General features: G+C 30.3%; 17 protein-coding genes and 1 tRNA gene. 5 read left to right on the forward strand and 13 right to left on the reverse strand.

Annotation, left to right across the window (positions count from 1 at the left end; genetic code table 11):
• The 4 genes from nadD (at position 1) to Q0731_RS01075 (ending at position 3625) form a co-directional block, all read left to right on the forward strand.
• Positions 1–582 (forward strand): nicotinate (nicotinamide) nucleotide adenylyltransferase, encoded by a 582-nt coding sequence (gene nadD / locus Q0731_RS01060; RefSeq protein ID WP_299058820.1) that lies wholly within the window; start codon positions 1–3, stop codon positions 580–582.
• A 48-nt stretch (positions 583–630) separates the two neighbouring features.
• Positions 631–1497 (forward strand): M23 family metallopeptidase, encoded by an 867-nt coding sequence (locus tag Q0731_RS01065; RefSeq protein WP_299058822.1) that lies wholly within the window; start codon positions 631–633, stop codon positions 1495–1497.
• The gene (locus Q0731_RS01070) at positions 1497–2996 is read left to right on the forward strand and encodes a GH3 auxin-responsive promoter family protein (protein WP_299058824.1); all 1500 of its coding nucleotides are present in this window, start codon (positions 1497–1499) and stop codon (positions 2994–2996) included. Before Q0731_RS01065 ends, Q0731_RS01070 begins: the two co-directional genes overlap by 1 nt.
• A 179-nt stretch (positions 2997–3175) precedes the next feature.
• Positions 3176–3625, forward strand: a complete 450-nt coding sequence (locus Q0731_RS01075; RefSeq protein WP_299058826.1) for a 6-carboxytetrahydropterin synthase — start codon at positions 3176–3178, stop codon at positions 3623–3625.
• 11 nt (positions 3626–3636) lie between these two features.
• On the opposite strand, the gene Q0731_RS01080 is transcribed toward Q0731_RS01075, so the two are convergent.
• From Q0731_RS01080 to Q0731_RS01100, 5 genes are all read right to left on the reverse strand, one after another.
• Entirely contained in the window at positions 3637–4383 is a 747-nt protein-coding gene (locus tag Q0731_RS01080) for a hypothetical protein (RefSeq protein WP_299058828.1), read from the reverse strand.
• A 6-nt stretch (positions 4384–4389) separates the two neighbouring features.
• Entirely contained in the window at positions 4390–4878 is a 489-nt protein-coding gene (locus Q0731_RS01085; RefSeq protein WP_299058830.1) for a hypothetical protein, read from the reverse strand.
• 79 nt (positions 4879–4957) lie between these two features.
• Complete coding sequence (gene pth / locus Q0731_RS01090) at positions 4958–5524, reverse strand: aminoacyl-tRNA hydrolase (RefSeq protein ID WP_299058832.1); 567 nt, start codon at positions 5522–5524, stop codon at positions 4958–4960.
• Positions 5525–5678: 154 nt separating this feature from the next.
• Positions 5679–6284, reverse strand: a complete 606-nt coding sequence (locus Q0731_RS01095) for a 50S ribosomal protein L25/general stress protein Ctc (RefSeq protein ID WP_299058833.1) — start codon at positions 6282–6284, stop codon at positions 5679–5681.
• Positions 6285–6349: 65 nt separating this feature from the next.
• The gene (locus tag Q0731_RS01100) at positions 6350–7291 is read right to left on the reverse strand and encodes a ribose-phosphate pyrophosphokinase (RefSeq protein ID WP_299058835.1); all 942 of its coding nucleotides are present in this window, start codon (positions 7289–7291) and stop codon (positions 6350–6352) included.
• Positions 7292–7415: 124 nt separating this feature from the next.
• On the opposite strand from Q0731_RS01100, the gene Q0731_RS01105 reads away from it, so the two are divergent.
• A tRNA-Leu gene (locus tag Q0731_RS01105) sits at positions 7416–7497 on the forward strand.
• Between the two features lie 172 nt (positions 7498–7669).
• Here the strand turns inward: Q0731_RS01105 and Q0731_RS01110 are convergent.
• The 8 genes from Q0731_RS01110 to Q0731_RS01145 form a co-directional block, all read right to left on the reverse strand.
• A complete protein-coding gene (locus Q0731_RS01110; RefSeq protein ID WP_299058836.1) occupies positions 7670–8287 on the reverse strand; it encodes a PIN domain-containing protein in 618 nt (205 codons plus the stop codon).
• A gap of 13 nt (positions 8288–8300) precedes the next feature.
• Complete coding sequence (locus tag Q0731_RS01115; protein ID WP_299058838.1) at positions 8301–8624, reverse strand: DUF4325 domain-containing protein; 324 nt, start codon at positions 8622–8624, stop codon at positions 8301–8303.
• A 48-nt stretch (positions 8625–8672) separates the two neighbouring features.
• Entirely contained in the window at positions 8673–9515 is an 843-nt protein-coding gene (locus tag Q0731_RS01120; RefSeq protein ID WP_299058840.1) for a hypothetical protein, read from the reverse strand.
• Positions 9516–9577: 62 nt separating this feature from the next.
• Positions 9578–12523 (reverse strand): DEAD/DEAH box helicase family protein, encoded by a 2946-nt coding sequence (locus Q0731_RS01125; RefSeq protein ID WP_299058841.1) that lies wholly within the window; start codon positions 12521–12523, stop codon positions 9578–9580.
• Positions 12516–13802, reverse strand: a complete 1287-nt coding sequence (locus tag Q0731_RS01130; RefSeq protein ID WP_299058843.1) for a restriction endonuclease subunit S — start codon at positions 13800–13802, stop codon at positions 12516–12518. Before Q0731_RS01130 ends, Q0731_RS01125 begins: the two co-directional genes overlap by 8 nt.
• 195 nt (positions 13803–13997) lie before the next feature.
• A complete protein-coding gene (locus Q0731_RS01135; protein WP_299058845.1) occupies positions 13998–15905 on the reverse strand; it encodes a class I SAM-dependent DNA methyltransferase in 1908 nt (635 codons plus the stop codon).
• Between the two features lie 6 nt (positions 15906–15911).
• Positions 15912–16703 carry a nucleotidyl transferase AbiEii/AbiGii toxin family protein gene (locus tag Q0731_RS01140; protein WP_299058847.1) on the reverse strand — a complete coding sequence of 264 codons (792 nt, stop codon included), beginning with the start codon at positions 16701–16703 and terminating at the stop codon, positions 15912–15914.
• Complete coding sequence (locus Q0731_RS01145; RefSeq protein WP_299058849.1) at positions 16700–17491, reverse strand: type IV toxin-antitoxin system AbiEi family antitoxin; 792 nt, start codon at positions 17489–17491, stop codon at positions 16700–16702. Before Q0731_RS01145 ends, Q0731_RS01140 begins: the two co-directional genes overlap by 4 nt.
• Positions 17492–17688: the final 197 nt, after the last annotated feature.

Raw genomic sequence — 17688 nt, forward strand, 5'->3', positions numbered from 1 at the left:
ATGAAAATTGGTTTATATTTTGGCACTTTTAACCCAATACATATTGGGCATTTGATTATTGCCAATCATTTAGTTGAAAATTCTGATTTAGATGAAGTTTGGATGGTGGTTACACCTCACAATCCGTTTAAAAAGAAAAGCTCTTTGCTAAACAATCATCATCGTTTAGAAATGGTTTACAGAGCTACAGAAAAATATCCGAAAATAAAACCTTCTGATATTGAGTTTAAATTACCACAACCAAACTATACTGTGCATACTTTAGCCCATATTTCTGATGTTTATCCAGACAAAGAATTTTGCTTAATTATGGGAGAGGACAATCTAAAAAGTTTACATAAATGGAAAAATTATGAAACTATTTTAGAACATCATCACATTTATGTGTATCCAAGAATTGCAAAAGGAATGGCAGATCATCAATTTAAAAATCACCCTAAAATTCATAAAGTAGAAGCTCCTATTGTACAAATTTCTTCTACAATGATTAGAAACGGAATAAAAGACCAAAAAAATATTCAACCACTTTTAACAAACGAGGTTTGGAAGTATGTTGATGAAATGAATTTTTATAGAAAATAAATGCACTTAAAAATCGTTGTATATTTGCTAAACATCAAATAAATTTTTGTGGGTAAAAAGGATAAAAAGAAAGGAAAACTTAAACAAAAACTAACTGACAAGTACAGATTGGTTGTTTTAAATGAAAACACTTTTGAAGAGCGTTTTTCATTAAAACTATCTCGATTAAATGTATTTGTATTAGGAGGTGTTTTCTCAGTATTACTAATAGCTGGTACAATATTACTAATAGCTTTTACGCCTTTAAAAGAATATATACCTGGATATTCTTCCTCTGCTTTAAAAAGAAAAGCTGCAAATTTAACTTTTGAAGCAGACTCTTTAAAAATAAAATTAGCTATTTTAGAAAATTACACAAAAGCATTGAAACCTATTTTAACAGGAGAAATTGAAGCTGAAAATATCGACTCTGTTCAAATAGAAGCAAAACAACGTTTAATTGATGAAAGTAAATTAAATGCAACCAAAGAAGATTCTATTTTTAGAGAAAAGGTAGAAAGTGAGACGCGTTTTTCTTTGCAAAAAAATGCAGAAAGCACCATTCAAATTGTCTTTTTTGCTCCTTTAAACGGAGGAATTTCTCAAGATTTTGATGCTACTTCTAAACACTTTGCTGTAGATATTACTGCAAAAACAGGCACACCTATTAAGGCAACTGCAGATGGCACTGTTATTTTTTCTGGTTGGACAGCAGAAACAGGTTATGTAATTATTTTAAAACATGCCAAAGAATATATTTCTGTATACAAACACAATGGAAATTTATTAAAAGAGCAGGGTGATTTTGTAAAATCTGGAGAAGTAATTGCTACTGTAGGTTCTACAGGAGAATTAACAACAGGCCCACATTTGCATTTTGAACTTTGGAGCGGTGGTTATGCAGTAAATCCAACAAATTTTATAGATTTTAAATAATGAGTATCAAATCTCTCTTTGCAATTCCGTTTGCTAAAATTGCAACAAAAAAGGTGTTTAAATGGGCTAATAAGCCTCATAAAACACAAGACAAAGTTTTTAAAAACTTAATTGCTAAAGGCAGTAAAACAGCTTTTGGTAAAGACCATAATTTTAACACTATTTCTTCTTATGAAGATTTTAAAAAAGAAGTAAAAGTTACAGATTATGAAGGATTAAGACCTTATGTAGATAGAATTGTTGCAGGAGAATCTGATGTTCTTTGGACAGGTAAACCTCTATATTTTGCTAAAACATCTGGCACAACTTCTGGTGCAAAATTTATACCTATTACCAAAGAATCGATGCCAACACATATAAAAGCTGCAAGAAATGCTTTGTTGTTTTATATCAAAGAAAAAAACGATGCTAGTTTTGTTGATGGTAAAATGATTTTTTTACAAGGAAGCCCTGTTTTAAGTGATAAAAATGGTGTAAAATTAGGTAGATTAAGTGGCATTGTAGCACATTATGTACCTCAATATTTATTAAAAAACAGATTACCTAGTTGGGAAACTAATTGTATTGAAGATTGGGATACCAAAGTAAATGCCATTGTAGAAGAAACCATTAATGAAGACATGTCTGTAATTAGCGGAATTCCTTCTTGGGTACAAATGTATTTTGAAAAACTGATTGAAAAAACAGGCAAATCGGTTTCTGAATTATTCCCGAACTTTAATTTTTTTATTTATGGAGGTGTCAATTTTGAACCTTATAAAAATAAATTTGAAAGTTTAATTGGTAAAAAAATAGATTATATAGAATTGTATCCTGCATCAGAAGGATTTATTGCTTATCAAGATTCGCAAACAGAAAAAGGAATGTTGTTACAGTTAGATTCTGGTATTTTTTATGAATTTATTCCTGCAACTGAGTTTTTTGATGAAAACCCGACTAGAATTTCTTTAAAAGATGTAAAAATTGGTGTTAATTATGTTATTATTTTAAATACAACTGCAGGTCTTTGGGGGTATAATATTGGTGATACTGTAGAATTTACATCAACAAAACCTTATAGAATTAAAGTTACAGGACGCATAAAACATTTTATTTCTGCTTTTGGAGAACACGTTATTGGTAAGGAAGTAGAAAAGGCTTTGAATGATGCTATTAAAGGAACATCTATAAATATTAGTGAATTTACTGTGGCACCTCAAGTAAACCCAGAAAGCGGATTGCCTTATCATGAATGGTTTATTGAATTTGAAAGTGAGCCTGAAAATATAGAAGAATTTGCCACTAAAGTAGATGTTTCTATGCAAGCTCAAAATATTTATTATATCGATTTAATTGAAGGTAAAGTTTTGCGACCTTTAATCATTAGAAAAGTAAAAAAAGGTGGTTTTCATGAATATATGAAATCTATTGGTAAATTTGGGGGGCAAAACAAGATTCCACAATTATCTGATAACAGAAAAATTGCAGATGTTTTACAAAATTTTTTAGTTGAAAAATAACAAAATATACTTAAAATGGGAGGAGATTATTTATTTATAGGATTGGCAATAGGCTTAGTTATAGTTTATTATTATAACAAATTTAGAAATAGACGATAATTTTTTATTATTTAAAATTCTATAAAATTTAAATCAAATAGCTGGAATCACTAGTACTGAAAGCATTAAATTAAATACAAATGAGTACAATTAGAATTACAAAAAAATTCAATTTTGAAACAGGGCATGCTTTGTATGGTTATGATGGAAAGTGTAAAAATGTGCATGGACATTCTTACAAACTTTCTGTAACCGTTTCAGGAAAACCAATAACAGATTCATCTCATGTAAAATTTGGTATGGTGATAGATTTTGGTGATTTAAAAAAAATTGTAAATGAAGAAATTGTAGATATTTTTGATCATGCAACCGTGTTTAATAAAAACACACCTCATGTTGAGTTAGCAAAAGAATTAATGGATAGAGATCATCATGTTTTATTAGTTGACTATCAACCAACTAGTGAAATGATGGTGATAGATTTTGCAGAAAAAATTAAAAAAAGATTGCCTAAAAACATCAAACTGCATTCCTTAAAACTACAGGAAACTGAAAGTAGTTTTGCAGAATGGTATGCAAGTGAGAATTGAATATTTTACTTTTAAAAAGTAAATTCGCTAATTTTTTTAAAGTTTAAAATATCATTTAAATTCAATTCGTATTGAGAAATACTTCCTTCTGAAATAATAAATGCATTGTTATTTCTAATAATGATATCAATTGAATTTGTGGTAGGAATTTCTTTTAAAAACTTTGAATCTAAAGGATTTTTAACATCAAAAATCTTTACACTACCATCACAAACTAATAAAAAATCTGTACCAAATAAACTCAATCCTTTAGGTTGGGTTAAGTTTCTTGTGTTTAGCAGAATAGGATTTTCTATATCTGTAACATCATACGTTTTTAGTTCATTTACAGCTCCTCCACAATTGGCGTTACTATGTAATGTTACATAAGCATTTGTATTATTGGCAACTACAGGGTCACAAGCTCTAAAATGATTTGATTGAGACATTTTTTTTGGTAATTCTGCATTGGTAACATCATATATATACATCGCATTTTGCGATCCAATAAATAAAAAGTCATTGTAACTAAACAAGGTTTCAATATCAAAACCAACATTAACAGTATTTACTTTAATAGGGTTTGTAGTGTCTGTAATATTAAAAACAGACAAATTACTATAATCTACAGTATATAGATAATTTCCCTTTAAAGAAAAAGTAGCTAGAGAACCTCCTTGGCCATCTGAAGATTCTGAATTTTGAATTGAATCGTTTGATTCTTGGCTACAAGAAATTAAGAGTAAAGTAACGGATAATAGTAGTATTTTCTTTAGCATCTTTTCTTAATTTTGAATCCAATTAACTACAACTTTTCCATCTTCTACATAATATTCTCCATCAGGAGAAATCAATTCAGGAAACACATTTTTAACTCTTTTATTAACTGCTACTTTTAGTGTATTAAAATTAAAAGTTAAAGCCACTAAATCTGTTGCTTGATTAATATAAAGTACATTATTTCTAATAGCGATATCTGTTGCCCCAGGTGCTTTTAAAAATTTCTTTTTTATAGGGTTTGAAGTGTCGGTATTATCAAAAATATGAAACCCAGTTCTTTTATCATTAATAAAAATATAATCATTAATAATATAAATTTTAGAAGCCTCAGTGATTTCTTTTTTGTCTAAAATTTCAATGGAATTTTCTAGTTCAGCAACTGTTAAAGTAACAGGTTCAAATCTTGAATATAATGGTTCATCTCCCCTTTCTTGCCAGTTAAAGAAGCAACTGCTTAGAGAAATACAGCAAATAAGTATAATTATCTTTTTCATATCTACTTTTTTACAAATGTAATAAAATATACTTTGTTGGTGTGAAAGTGTAGAGATTGAAAAGAGATACTATAAATTACTATTTTCCATTAAAAGTGTTCATTGTGTTTGATAAACCAGCAATACCAAATGATGTAATTGCTTTTGCAGATATGGGCAAACGTTCTATTAATTGACTCGTTTCTTCTTTGTTCCAGGTACCAAGTACAAAATCTACTTGCCTTCCTTTACTATAATTACCTCCAACGCCAAATCTAAAACGAGCGTATTGTTGGGTATTTAATTTTTCTTGAATGTCTTTTAATCCATTATGACCACCTGCAGAACCTTTTGCTTTTAAACGAATTGTACCAAAATCGATATTTACATCATCTGTAACTATCAAAATATTTTCAAGAGCTATTTTTTCTTTATCCATCCAATATTTTACTGCTTTTCCGCTTAAATTCATAAAAGTACTTGGTTTTAGCAAGATAAAAGTTTTTCCTTTAAATCTAAAGTTGGTAATATCTCCAAGTTTGTCTGTCTCAAATGTTACATTGTGTTCTTCTGCAACCTCATCAAGAATTTTAAAACCAATATTGTGACGTGTATTTGTGTAAGTGTCTCCAATATTTCCTAAACCAACAATTAAAAATTTCTTCATCAACGCTTCTTTAGTTTCCAGTTTTGTTCCAAATATTTTAGAAAATAAGTTCCTTACATTCATTGTTCAAAAATAAGAATAATTATAAAATTCTAAATAAAAAAAGCGTTACAAAAATTGTAACGCTTTTTATACTATAACAGAAGTTTAAAGTCTATTCTGCTGCTGCTTCAGGTGCTGCTGCAGTTTCTTCTTCTTCATCTTCTTCTGCAGTTGCATTACGAGAAGTTCTTACTTGTACCACAACTGTATTATCTGGGTGCATAAAAGTATATTCCTCATTTATTAAAGAAGAAATAGTTAATTTACTACCTATTTTTAATTTAGAAATATCTGCAGAAACAAAATCTGGTAAGTTTACAGGTAATGCTTTTACTTTTAATTTACGATTTGTAAAACGTAAAGAACCACCATTTAATACCCCTGGAGAAGTACCAACTAATCTTACAGGTATTTTCATTGTAACTTCTTTATCATCAAATAACTGATAAAAATCTACGTGTAAAATTTTGTCTGTTACTGGGTGAAACTGAATATCTTGTAATATTGCAGGTATTTTTTGTCCATCAACTTCTAAACTAGCAGTATATACATTTGGAGTAAATACCAAGTTTTTAAACGCTTTTTCTTCTGCTGAAAAGTGTATTGGGTTTTCTCCTCCGTAAATAACGCAAGGAACCATACCAGCATTACGTAAGGCTTTCGTTGCTACTTTACCTACGCTTTCTCTTTTTGATCCTTTAATTGTAATTGATTTCATTACTTTTTATTTATATTAAATTTAACTCATTTTACACACTCACTTTGAGGGTTTTACAATGAATTTTACATTAAAAATTTTCCACTAATTGAAGTATTGTCTTGCACTTTATGCATAACATCTGCAAATAATGGGGCGCAAGATACTACTTTTATTTTAGAAGTCTCCTTTTTCAAAGGAATTGTATCTGATACTATTAATTCTGTTAAACCTGAATTTTGTATTTTTTCATAAGCACCTCCAGAAAGTATTGGGTGTGTACAAATTGCTCTTACACTTATTGCTCCTCTTTCCATCATTAAATTGGCAGCATGTGCTAATGTACCTCCAGTGTCAATCATGTCATCAACCAAAATAACATTCTTTCCTTGAACATCTCCAATTAATTCCATGTGACCAATTTCATTGGCTTTTTTACGTTGTTTATAACAAACAACAACATCTGAGTGTAAATGTTTAGAATAAGCATACGCTCTTTTAGAACCTCCCATATCTGGGGATGCAATGGTAAGGTTTTCTAAGTTTAAACTCTTTATATAAGGTAAAAAAATTGTTGAAGCATATAAATGATCAACTGGTTTTTCAAAGAAACCTTGAATTTGATCTGCATGCAAATCCATTGTCATAATTCTTGTTGCTCCTGCAGATTCTAACAATTTAGCTACTAATTTTGCACCAATAGCAACTCTTGGCTGGTCTTTTCTATCTTGTCTTGCCCATCCAAAATAAGGCATCACTGCAGTAATGTGTCTTGCTGATGCTCTTTTTGCAGCATCACACATTAATAACATTTCCATTAAATTATCTGCGTTAGGAAACGTAGAACCTATAATAAAAACTCTTCTTCCTCTTACGGATTCTTCTAATGCTGGCTGAAATTCTCCATCACTAAAATACGTTGTTTTAACATTTCCTAGTTCTATATTGTATTCTTTTGCAATTTTCTCTGCTAAAACAGTACTTTGCCTGCAGGCAAAAAGTTTTGGTGATAACTGATTTGTAAGCATTTAGTTGTATTTTTTGTTGTGTTGTTGTAAAAATGCAAAAGTAGAAATTATTTATTGACTTTGAGATTTATTTATAGACTTTAAATAAAAAAAAATTATACATTTGCAATCCTATTTAATACTTGCTCAAGTGGCGGAATTGGTAGACGCGCTGGATTCAAAATCCAGTTCTTTCGAGAGTGTGGGTTCGATTCCCACCTTGAGTACTGTAAACCCTTTAAAAACCTTGTTTTTAAAGGGTTTTTTAATTTTTGGGGCTACTTATAGGGCTACTATTATTTCTTATTCAACTTTAAAAAGTATTGATATAAAGCTCTTCTCTTCTTTTAAGAATAAAAATTGAGAAACATTAGAGAAATGGCAAAGAAAAAATAAAGGTTATTTTATAATGCTTTTTGGTATCAAAGTGGCAATATGTTTATTAAGAAGTGTGTCGCTCATAGTAACAACCTTAACATCTTTAACCCAAAAATCCTTGTCATCTGTTACCAAGAAATAGCTTTTCTTTTTACATAAATTGTAATAGTAATAATCGTTAAAATCAAGACTCGTTGGTGGATTAGACATTACGTGTTTAAATTTAAAGGTTGTTCCAAACTCGTCATTAACTAAATCTATTGAAGAATTGAAACTCTTAATATCGTCACAAATTAGATTATATGCTATGCGATAATCATCTGTATTTCTAAAAACATTTTTATAGTAATCACTTGGAAAGTCAATGTTGGGTGTTTTTTTCTTAACTGCTTTAAGATGCTTTTGATAATGAACCTCCCTAATAATCCTATTGATTACTTCTGAAACCACCAAAGCAGGAAGTATAATGCGAACTTTTGTATTATTTACTAGCTTTTCAAAAAATGCTAAATATCCTTTATCCTTGTATGATAGTTTGTTTTTAGGTGCTAATACTTTTAACCAGATATTTGCATCTAAAAAATATTTTTCTTGATTTTTAATAGAATGACTAGATGCCTTTGAGTAAGAATAAGACATAAGGTATAAGGTATTACATTGAAAGAAGAGCGTTATCGACTAATGTGTCGTACTCGTCTCCCATTAAAGCATTTTCAACAACATCTTCAACTTTATGAGAAAACATTTCGTTTCCTACTGGATATTCAAATTTTAATTCTTGAATATTTGATGCATTACTCATTGCGTACTGACCAATACTTTCGTTAAGAAACAAGGTAGATATGCGTCTGATACCTGCGAAGGAAATAGTAATCTCTGAAGGCTTGTAGGATTTGATAACTTCAAAAAGAACACTACCGTCTGTTAGGTTGGTAGCTAATTCTGACTTGATAATATCTAAAACATTGATTTTCATATATAATGATAAATTTTAGAACACAAATTAAGTGGGTACAAATATACTTTATTTGTATTTGAAAAACAAATTTAAAATAGAGCCAACATAAGGGTTAGGAAAATGGAACTTTTTCATTACTGTATTTTCCAATTCTAAACTCCAAAATGTATCACCTGATATAATTTGAAAGTTTCCATTTGTTTGTTCAAAGTACGAATTTAAATCGAATAAACCTAATCCCCCTGGTTTTCCTATTTTAGTTGTGTTCCTTTTTTCCAATGCCCACTTGATAGCATCGTAATCATTATCTACTTCACCTTTTGTTTTATTTTCGATTGCAGGAAGAAAACCAACACCTAAATCAACCATAGAAAAAGTTAATACATCTTGTTGAGGATAATACTGACCACAAACATAAAACGGTTCTTTTGATTTTGAATGAATTTGTATATTACAGAATACTTCTATTAGAGATTCTATAATATTATCTTTTACAGTTTCACTAAAATCTGGCATCCCTCTATGATTCAATAAATCATTTTCAATATAATTTATAAAACCATCTTTATCGTCAGGCAAAAAACTTCTAAATGATACCGTTGATTTTTGTTCATCAGTTACAGTATTTTCAGAACGAAAAAACCCGTTTCTAAATAACACATTAAAATGCTGTTCTAAATACTTTAAATCGGTAGAAAATTTTAAATTATTTTCTTTGGTAAGTTTTGATAAAATACTACCAAATAATGCGCTTAAATTTGCATCAAACCAATTTAAATGATAAAAATCTAAATAAACCGTTTCGTTATAATAGTCTGATGCAGTCCTATAAAACTCAAACAAACGTTTAATACCAGAAAAATTAGTGTAAAAACTATCTGAAAGGTGTAATACTATTTTGTTTTCCATATTATTATTAACTTATAAATCTTTGTGATTTATTTATTTTCACAAAAAAACCTAAACAAATTTTATCCAGCCTGTATTAAATTCTGAATTACTGTTTTTCCAATCAAACTTATAATTCCGCCTTTTTGAACGTACATTGGGTCGTCTAATTTGTCCCATAAGTCACGTTTTATATATTCGTCTTTTACTTCCGATTGTACTCTAGGTTCAGCACTTGTTTTTAAGTAAACTTGATTGTTTTTATTTGCAATAACTGTTTCTTTAGTACTTGTCGTTTCAGATACTTCTTCTACTATTTCCTTTATCAAAATTGCATCTTCTTCGCTTATTTGAAATTTTTCTTGAATATCTTTTATTGCAGATTCAATAGTTGTTCTTGGTATTTCGTGTCCGCCTTTTCCTGTTTTAAGTCCTGTTTTCTTTTTTGGTTTTCCTACTACAGTAAGATTGGTTTTAGTTCCAGTAAACTTTACAGCTCCTTTGCTTAGTTCAACTTTCTTTAGAAACTCTTTCATTTCAGAAGTTTTCCCTTTTCTGATTAAAGTATCACCCATTACTTCTGCAAATACAATAAATTCGTTTAGTTCTGGTGTTAATTCAAAAAACTGAGCGATAAAATAATATAGCTTGGTGTATCTTCTTAATAAAGAAACATAGTTTTTTTGTGCTTCTAATTCTGGAAGTTTCTTTTTGAAAATTGTTCTGTAATCTTGGTTTAGATTACTTAAAATGGCATCAGCAGTTGAGTTTCGTTCTCTAGCTTCTAATTCTGCATCAATAAATGCGTTTACATACAATTCTATTTCTTCTTCGGTAAATACATTAAGATTTACAATTTCATCAAATAAGTCTACTAAAACCTGTTTTTCAGGTTGCTTGTCTTTGTATGGACTTCCTTTTCTGTGCTTGTTAAAAGCATCAAAAATATTTTGAGCATTATTGGTGAAATCAACGACTAATATATCTTCTTGTTCTTTGTCTCTATGCTTTCGGTTTAAACGTGAAACGGTTTGTATGGCATTTACTCCGTTAATAGATTTATCTAAAAACATTGTAGACAACAAAGGTTGGTCAAAACCTGTTTGAAATTTATTTGCAACTACTAAAATTCGATTGCCTTCTTCTGCAAAGACATCTTCTATTAATTTTCCGTTGAGTTGATTTACAGTATTTTCTTCTATTTTCTCGTTTGTAATTGGGTGTGTAAAATCACTAAACGCATACAATACTTTCCATTCTGATTCTTTGTCTTCTAAAATGGTTTTTAGTGTATTAAAATATTTTAAGCCTGCAATACGAGAAGACGTAACTACCATTGCTTTTCCTTGACCTTGAATACTTGGAACTACCTTTTCTTCAAATAGCTTTACAATTACTTCTGCTTTGTACTGAATAATAGAGTCATCTTCATACGCTATATTTTTAAGTAACTTACTTACAATTCCTATTGGGAAATCCTTCTCTGGAATGGCTTCTTTTAGCTTTAAATTGTATAATGTTTCGTACGAAATAATATTATGAGCAACATCTAAAATATAACCTTCTGCAATAGCTTCTTCTTCACTATACACATCAAAAGGTTCTCCAAAGAATGAAACAGTTTTTGGTGTTGTAGTGGCTGTAAAAGCTACAAATACTTGATTACTTATGTTTAGTTTTTGTAATTCTTTTAGAGTTTCGTCTTCGTCTGTTTCGGAAGCTTCTGCTTCTTCATCATTAAAAAACTTACGCATTGTCAAAGCCATTTTACCATCTTGCGAACGGTGTGCTTCATCTATTAAAAATGCGACATTTCTGTTTTTAAGACTTTTATCGTTTTCTAATTTTTCTTGAATGTGAGCAAACTTATGAATAGTTGTAACAATAATATCTCTGTCTTTTTCTAAATATTCTGCTAGGTTTTTAGACCTTTTAGCAAAGTTTATTTTTGTACCCAAATGGGTAAACATTTCTAAATCGTCTTTTACGTTTTTGTCTAAAGCGTTTCTATCGGTTAGGATAATAATATTGTCAAATACTTTTTTTCCGTTACTGGTGTACAAACTATCCAAACGGTCTGCCATCCAAGCAATGGTTAAGGTTTTACCTGCTCCTGCGGAATGATTTATTAAATACTTTTTACCTAATACTTGTTTATTCTCGGCAAACTGTTGTACATCTTCTGCTAAGCTTTTACTGGCTCTAAACTGGTGGTAGCGTGGGAAAATAGTAAACGAAGAAGTCGTTTGCCATTCGCCATCTACTTCTTTTTGTTTGGCTGGAACAAATACCAAATAATGTTCTAAATAATGGCAAATATTTTCTGGCGATAAAGCATATCTGTAAACGTGTTCTACAGGATATTCACCTTTAGTTTCTGCCTTGTTTTGCAAACTAGCATTAAACCATCTAAAGTTTTTTTCTGAATTTGGATTGGTAGCAATTTTGGCTTCTGTATTGCTTAATGCTACATATAAAAACGGATTTTTATAAATTGGATTTTTTAAATCTCGTTTTAAAAAGCTTTCAAAAATGGCATCATTTACATCTTGTCCTTCGTCTTCGTGTTTTAGTTCTAAAACGATAATTGGTAAACCGTTTAACCAAATAGCAATATCTATTCGCTCTTGATTGTTTGGGTTGTAGTAGTATTCTTTTTTATAAGTAAAAGTATTTTTAGCGTAATTTTCTGCTTGTGTTGTATTGGTTGCAGACCTTGGCTTTTGAGCATATAAAAGCACTTTTGTGCCTTTTACGGTTAAACCTTCTCGCATTACTAACCATAATTCTTTTTTTAATAGAGTTAGTTCTAAGGCTTTTATAATTTCTCGGTCTGCATCTGTACCAAAATTTTCTTGTAGTTCTTGGTACTTATTTTCTTGTGTGTTTTTTATAAAAGCAATAAGGTCTTTTTCTATAATATGGTTGGAATTTGTGAGCCTTGAAGCCTCAAAAGTTTCATAGTTATGTTCTGTGCTTAAAAAAGCACACAAATGGTCTTGAAAAAGCGTTTCTTTATTGCTAGGCATAGGCTTGGTTTTTTATGGCAGACGTTACTTGCTTTTTACCTGTAACACATTCGTGAATTAAACTTTTACGATAAGTTTGTAAGGTTTTGATTTGGGATTTGAGGTTAATTTGTTGTTTTTTAGTTGTCTGCTCAAGTTTTACAATTTTATCTAAAATCACTTTTCTTTTAGATTCTTCTTTAGGAAATTTAATTCTCATTTTAGCTAAATTACCTTGTGAAAGTTTAGGTTGAGCAGCACCAGTTATAAAAAGTGAATAATCTAAACTTTCTAATAAATATGTCCAGAATTCAATATCTCCAAATTTTGGTTTTAAAATATGAGCGTGATTATTTACCCAATATTTTCCTTTAGCTATAAAGGCTAAGGTTTTACTCCTTGTCACAAGATTTGCACCATCTTCTCCTATTAAAATAAGTGGTTCATCAAAAATATAATTATCAACTTTGTCAATGACTCCTGAAGCACCATAATAATCATAGGTCTTTTCGGTCATAACTCCTCTTTCTGCTCCACTCAAAGGAATTCTGCGACTATCAAGAAAATCAAGAACAAATTTTAATTGCGTTACTTTCCAATCTTTTGGAACGTAACCTAGATATTCTAAATCATCTTTTTTTATTGATTTACAGTCTTTATCATAAGAAAATAGATGTTCAATTTTAGATTTTTTACTAGCCTTCATCTTAACCAACTGCTCTTGTTTAATAGAAATAATGCGGTCTATTTTGGCGGTGGCTATGTCTAAATACTCGGCTATGGCTTTTTGCTCCTGGATTGGTGGAAATGACATTTCTAAAACACCTGTCTTGGCTTGATTTAAAATAGGTAATGTAGTGTATTGTGCAAATTTTATAATCTCTGTTTCTAACAATTTAAATTGATAAGTTAGATATTCAGGTAATAATTTATGATTTGTCTGTAAAATATTGATTTGTTGATTGCAAGAAGCCGGTTTTGATATAATTCCAACCTTTCCTGCGGTAGCACCAACTGCAACAAAATATACGCTTTTTGCTGGGTAAATTTTGATTTGACCATCATCAACAGCTTTTTGATTAATAAGTTTCTTTGGTTCATCAATCCACAGTGTTTCATTAAAACATTCAGGTGCATACCATTCTACTGAACCATCAAAAAAATATTCAGAAACAGAAGTTGACGGTGTTTTTCCTGTATCAATTTCAGAACATCCTCTTTTAACTTTACCAATATCCCAATGTACAGGAATAACACCTAACCATTCAACTCCGCTTTCTTTATAAGTGTATTTTTCCATCCTATAAAGCTTTTATTTCGTTGAGTAAATTGGTGGCTTCTTCTTCCAGTTCCCAAAATTGCTCTATAAGTTTATCGCTACTTTCTGGCTCTTGGTATTTGTAAAAATACTTGTTAGGTAGTATTTCGTAACCTAGTTTGTTATACTCATTCCAGTCTATTATTTGATACTCTATTTCTTTGGCTAAAAAAGCATTTATGTAGGCTTCTTTGTCTTCGGCTGTTCTGTCAAAAGGTATATATACTCGTTATCTACTATATAATGTCTGTGGTGATAAGTAACGGTTTTTTCTTGGTTTTTAAACCATTTTTTAATATCGTTTAGCTTTTCGTTTTTTAGTTCTGCAACTTTTTCTTTTAGCAAGTTGGCAACTAAAGTTTCAAAAGCGGTTTCACCATCATAATGGATTTCAAATTCTAGTTCGTTTACTTTTAAGTTTACCGTAAAATCGCCATACAAATCAAACTCCTTTTTCATATTGGCGTTATTGATTTGTTTTGTCCAATCTTCGGTAATCCACATTTGTTCGCCATTCTCATCTTCTTGCCAAAACGTTACTTTCACTTTATGAAAAGCAAAGTCTGTAGTATGGAATTTTTTACAATCTTTATTAGCTTCCCAATTGGCAAACTGGTCGTTAATCCATTTGCGGTTGGTGTCCGTTATTTGGTTACGCTTGTTACCAAAAGATTTTGGTTCTTTTTCAGATTGTTTACGAGCATTAATAATCAATACCGTTTCTTCTTTATGCTTTGGTTTGTTGTTGTTTAAAATCCAAATGTATGTGTAAATACCTGTGTTGTAAAACATTTGGTCTGGCATCATTACAATAGAATCTAACAAGTCGTTTTCTAGAATATGACGCCTCATTTCACTTTCACTTTGAGTTGCATCTCCATTACTAAGCGGAGAACCGTTAAACAAAATGGCAATTTTAGAACCGCCTTTGCTTTTTGGTTTCATTTTTTCTAACATTGTTAGTAGAAAAAGTAACGCACCATCATTTGTTGGCGTTATTGTAAACACTCCTTTTTTACTTGATTCCGTAGCCCCAGGTTGGTATCTGCTACCTATTAGTTTTTCTACGTGATGTTTATAATCGCTCCAATCTACACCAAAAGGTGGATTAGAAATCATATAATCAAAACGTTTTCCTGCGTGTTGGTCGCCATCATCTTGAATACTTTCAATATTTGGAATTAAAGAGTTTCCGTGTGTAATATTTGCTTTAGTTTCGCCTTTAATTAGCATATCTGCTTTACAAACTGCATAGTTTTGAGCTAACATTTCTTGACCGTTAAGCAAAATTAAATCTTCGGTATTCGCAATACCTTTGGGTGTTTTGGCTTGGTCAATTAAATGTTCTTTGGCAATGGAAAGCATTCCACCAGTTCCACAAGCTGGGTCGTATAAAGAAATAGCTTTTGTCGCAGTTTCTGGGTCAAAGTCAATTTCCATCAAGTCAACCATTATTCTAATGATTTCTCTAGGTGTAAAGTGCTCTCCTGTGTCTTTGGCATCATCTTGCGAGAAACGTTGCAAGAGATTTTCGTACACATAACCCATTTCTATATTTGATAGTCGTGTTGGGCTAAAATCTTCTTCTGCTACCAATTTTATAATTTGAGACAAACGTTTCTCTTTTACCATTTTGGTAACCATTTGTCGGTATTCAAATTTATCTACAATTTCTTCTATGTTTTCGCTAAAACCATTTAAAAAACTACGGAAGTTGTTTTCTACTAATGTGGTACTGTCGGCAAGAATACTTTTGAGGGTCCAATTGGTTGCATTGTAAAATTCTAGTTTCGCTTTTTCGTATTGCTTTATTCTTTTGGCAAGTTCTACTTGTTTTGCTTTTCCTTTTTCAGCATCTTTTTCGTAAAGTGCTTTTATATTCTCATCATCAAAAGAATCGTCTTTTGAAATGATAATTGATTTGAATTTGGCTCTATTCTCTTCAAGCACACATTCAATTCTACGAATCATTATCATTGGTAGAATAACAGAAGGATAATCTTTAGCTTTAAATTTCCCTCTTAGTTTAATTGCACCTTTCCAAACTTCGTTTGTTAAGTTTTCTAATCTACTTTTATTTATCATTCTTGGTTATATCTTATTTATCAATTCGGTTTTAAGCCACTCAAAGGCTTCATCTTGATTGTATTTTACACCTGTTCTTAATAGAGCTTCCATATCTCCTGTAAAGTCTGGGTCTTGCTCTTTTTCTTCAATATTTAATAAAAATTCTTTTTGACTAGGTGGTCTATTACCTGTAGAAAATGTTGTGTATTCTTTAAAACATTTTATAATTTGGTCTATATCTAATTCCATATTTAATCGAGAATAATCTAAATCAAACAAATCTCTTCCTTTGCTACGTTGGTATAAGGCACGTAATTTTGTACCTAATAATTCATTAATGCTATAGGTTTTAATTTTAGCACTTCCAGAAAACCATTCGCTTTCTACTTCAAAAGGAAAATCTACCCAATCCAAAACATTAAAATGCTCTTTACAATTAATTTCTAATTTTAAGCGCAATCTAATAGCTTCGTACTCTGATGTAAAACGATAGGTTGCTTTTGCTCCGTGTCCTTTTACTTGTGTTCTTCTTGGTTCTTCAAAAAAGGTAACAACCTCTTTAATTCGTTCCATTATTGGCTTTATAGGTCCTGGTTTAATTTGAACCAAATCGATATCTTCAGAATATCTTGGGGCAGGATTTAAATACAACTTATGTAAAGCTGTACCACCTCTAAAAGCTAAATTTTCACGCAAAAAATCATCAGAAAATATTTCTACCAATGCTCTACTAATTACAAGGTCTTGTTCTACTTGATAAAATTGTTTCCAAGGCGCTTGTTCTTGCCATTTTGCTATGTAAGGCTTCGGAATCATAAATCGCTTTCTAATTTAATATTTATATCTACTTTCCAATCGTTATCTACTGCACCTGGTTTCTGTTTTGATTTTGGACTTAATAATACCGGAAAGTATTTCGATTTTTTTAAGTGCTGCATTATTGGTTTTAAAAGAAATTCGTCTACTTGTAATTCTTCTAATAAAAACCCAAATCGTTGTAAAGTACTTTTATGCGGATACCAACTCAATAATTCTTCGATGTCATTTTTAGTGATTTCTTCGGATAATTCTTCCAAAATGGCTAACATTCTATTAATGCCGCCTAACTTATTATGATGATGAATTAAGTCTACTGCTGTAAGTGCTGGACTTGAAATTTTAAAAATCCCTGCATCTGACTTTTTTTCTATAATATTTTTTGATGGCCATTTTGAAGTTGTAAAAAAATGGATATCGTTCCCTTTTTTTGTAATATCTAATAAGGTCGGTTTTATAGTAACTATATATTCTCTTTGTATTTGCTGATGGCTAGCTCCGTGAAATTTTGCAGCGGAATATAAACCTACATAATAGGGTCTATCTATAAACTTAAATAGTTTATTTACATATAATTCAAGCGGTAACTTTCCAAATTTTGAATATCTTGGAGGTATAATTAAATAAAAACCCTTTCGTAAAGAAATTATCTCTCCCTTTTTAACAAGATAAGATAAGTCTGTAGTTAGTTGTGATTTCTCTTTTTGACTAACTAAATGAAGCTCATCCTTTGAAAATGAATATTCTTCAAATGAAAGACGTTCTTTTATAAAATCTGATAAATACACTATTTAGTAATTTTCCGATAAATTTAGTGAATTTTACTAATAATGTCGCATTTTTACTATTTTATTTTCAATAAAACAATTACCTTTTACTATTTCCTTATTTTTTAAAGTCTAAAATATTACTTGTATTTTTTCTATTAAATTCTTCAGGGTTACATACTGAACAATAATTCATATTTAATATCTTATTGTAACTA

Source organism: uncultured Polaribacter sp. (assembly GCF_947497695.1).
In the GTDB taxonomy this organism is placed as follows: domain Bacteria; phylum Bacteroidota; class Bacteroidia; order Flavobacteriales; family Flavobacteriaceae; genus Polaribacter.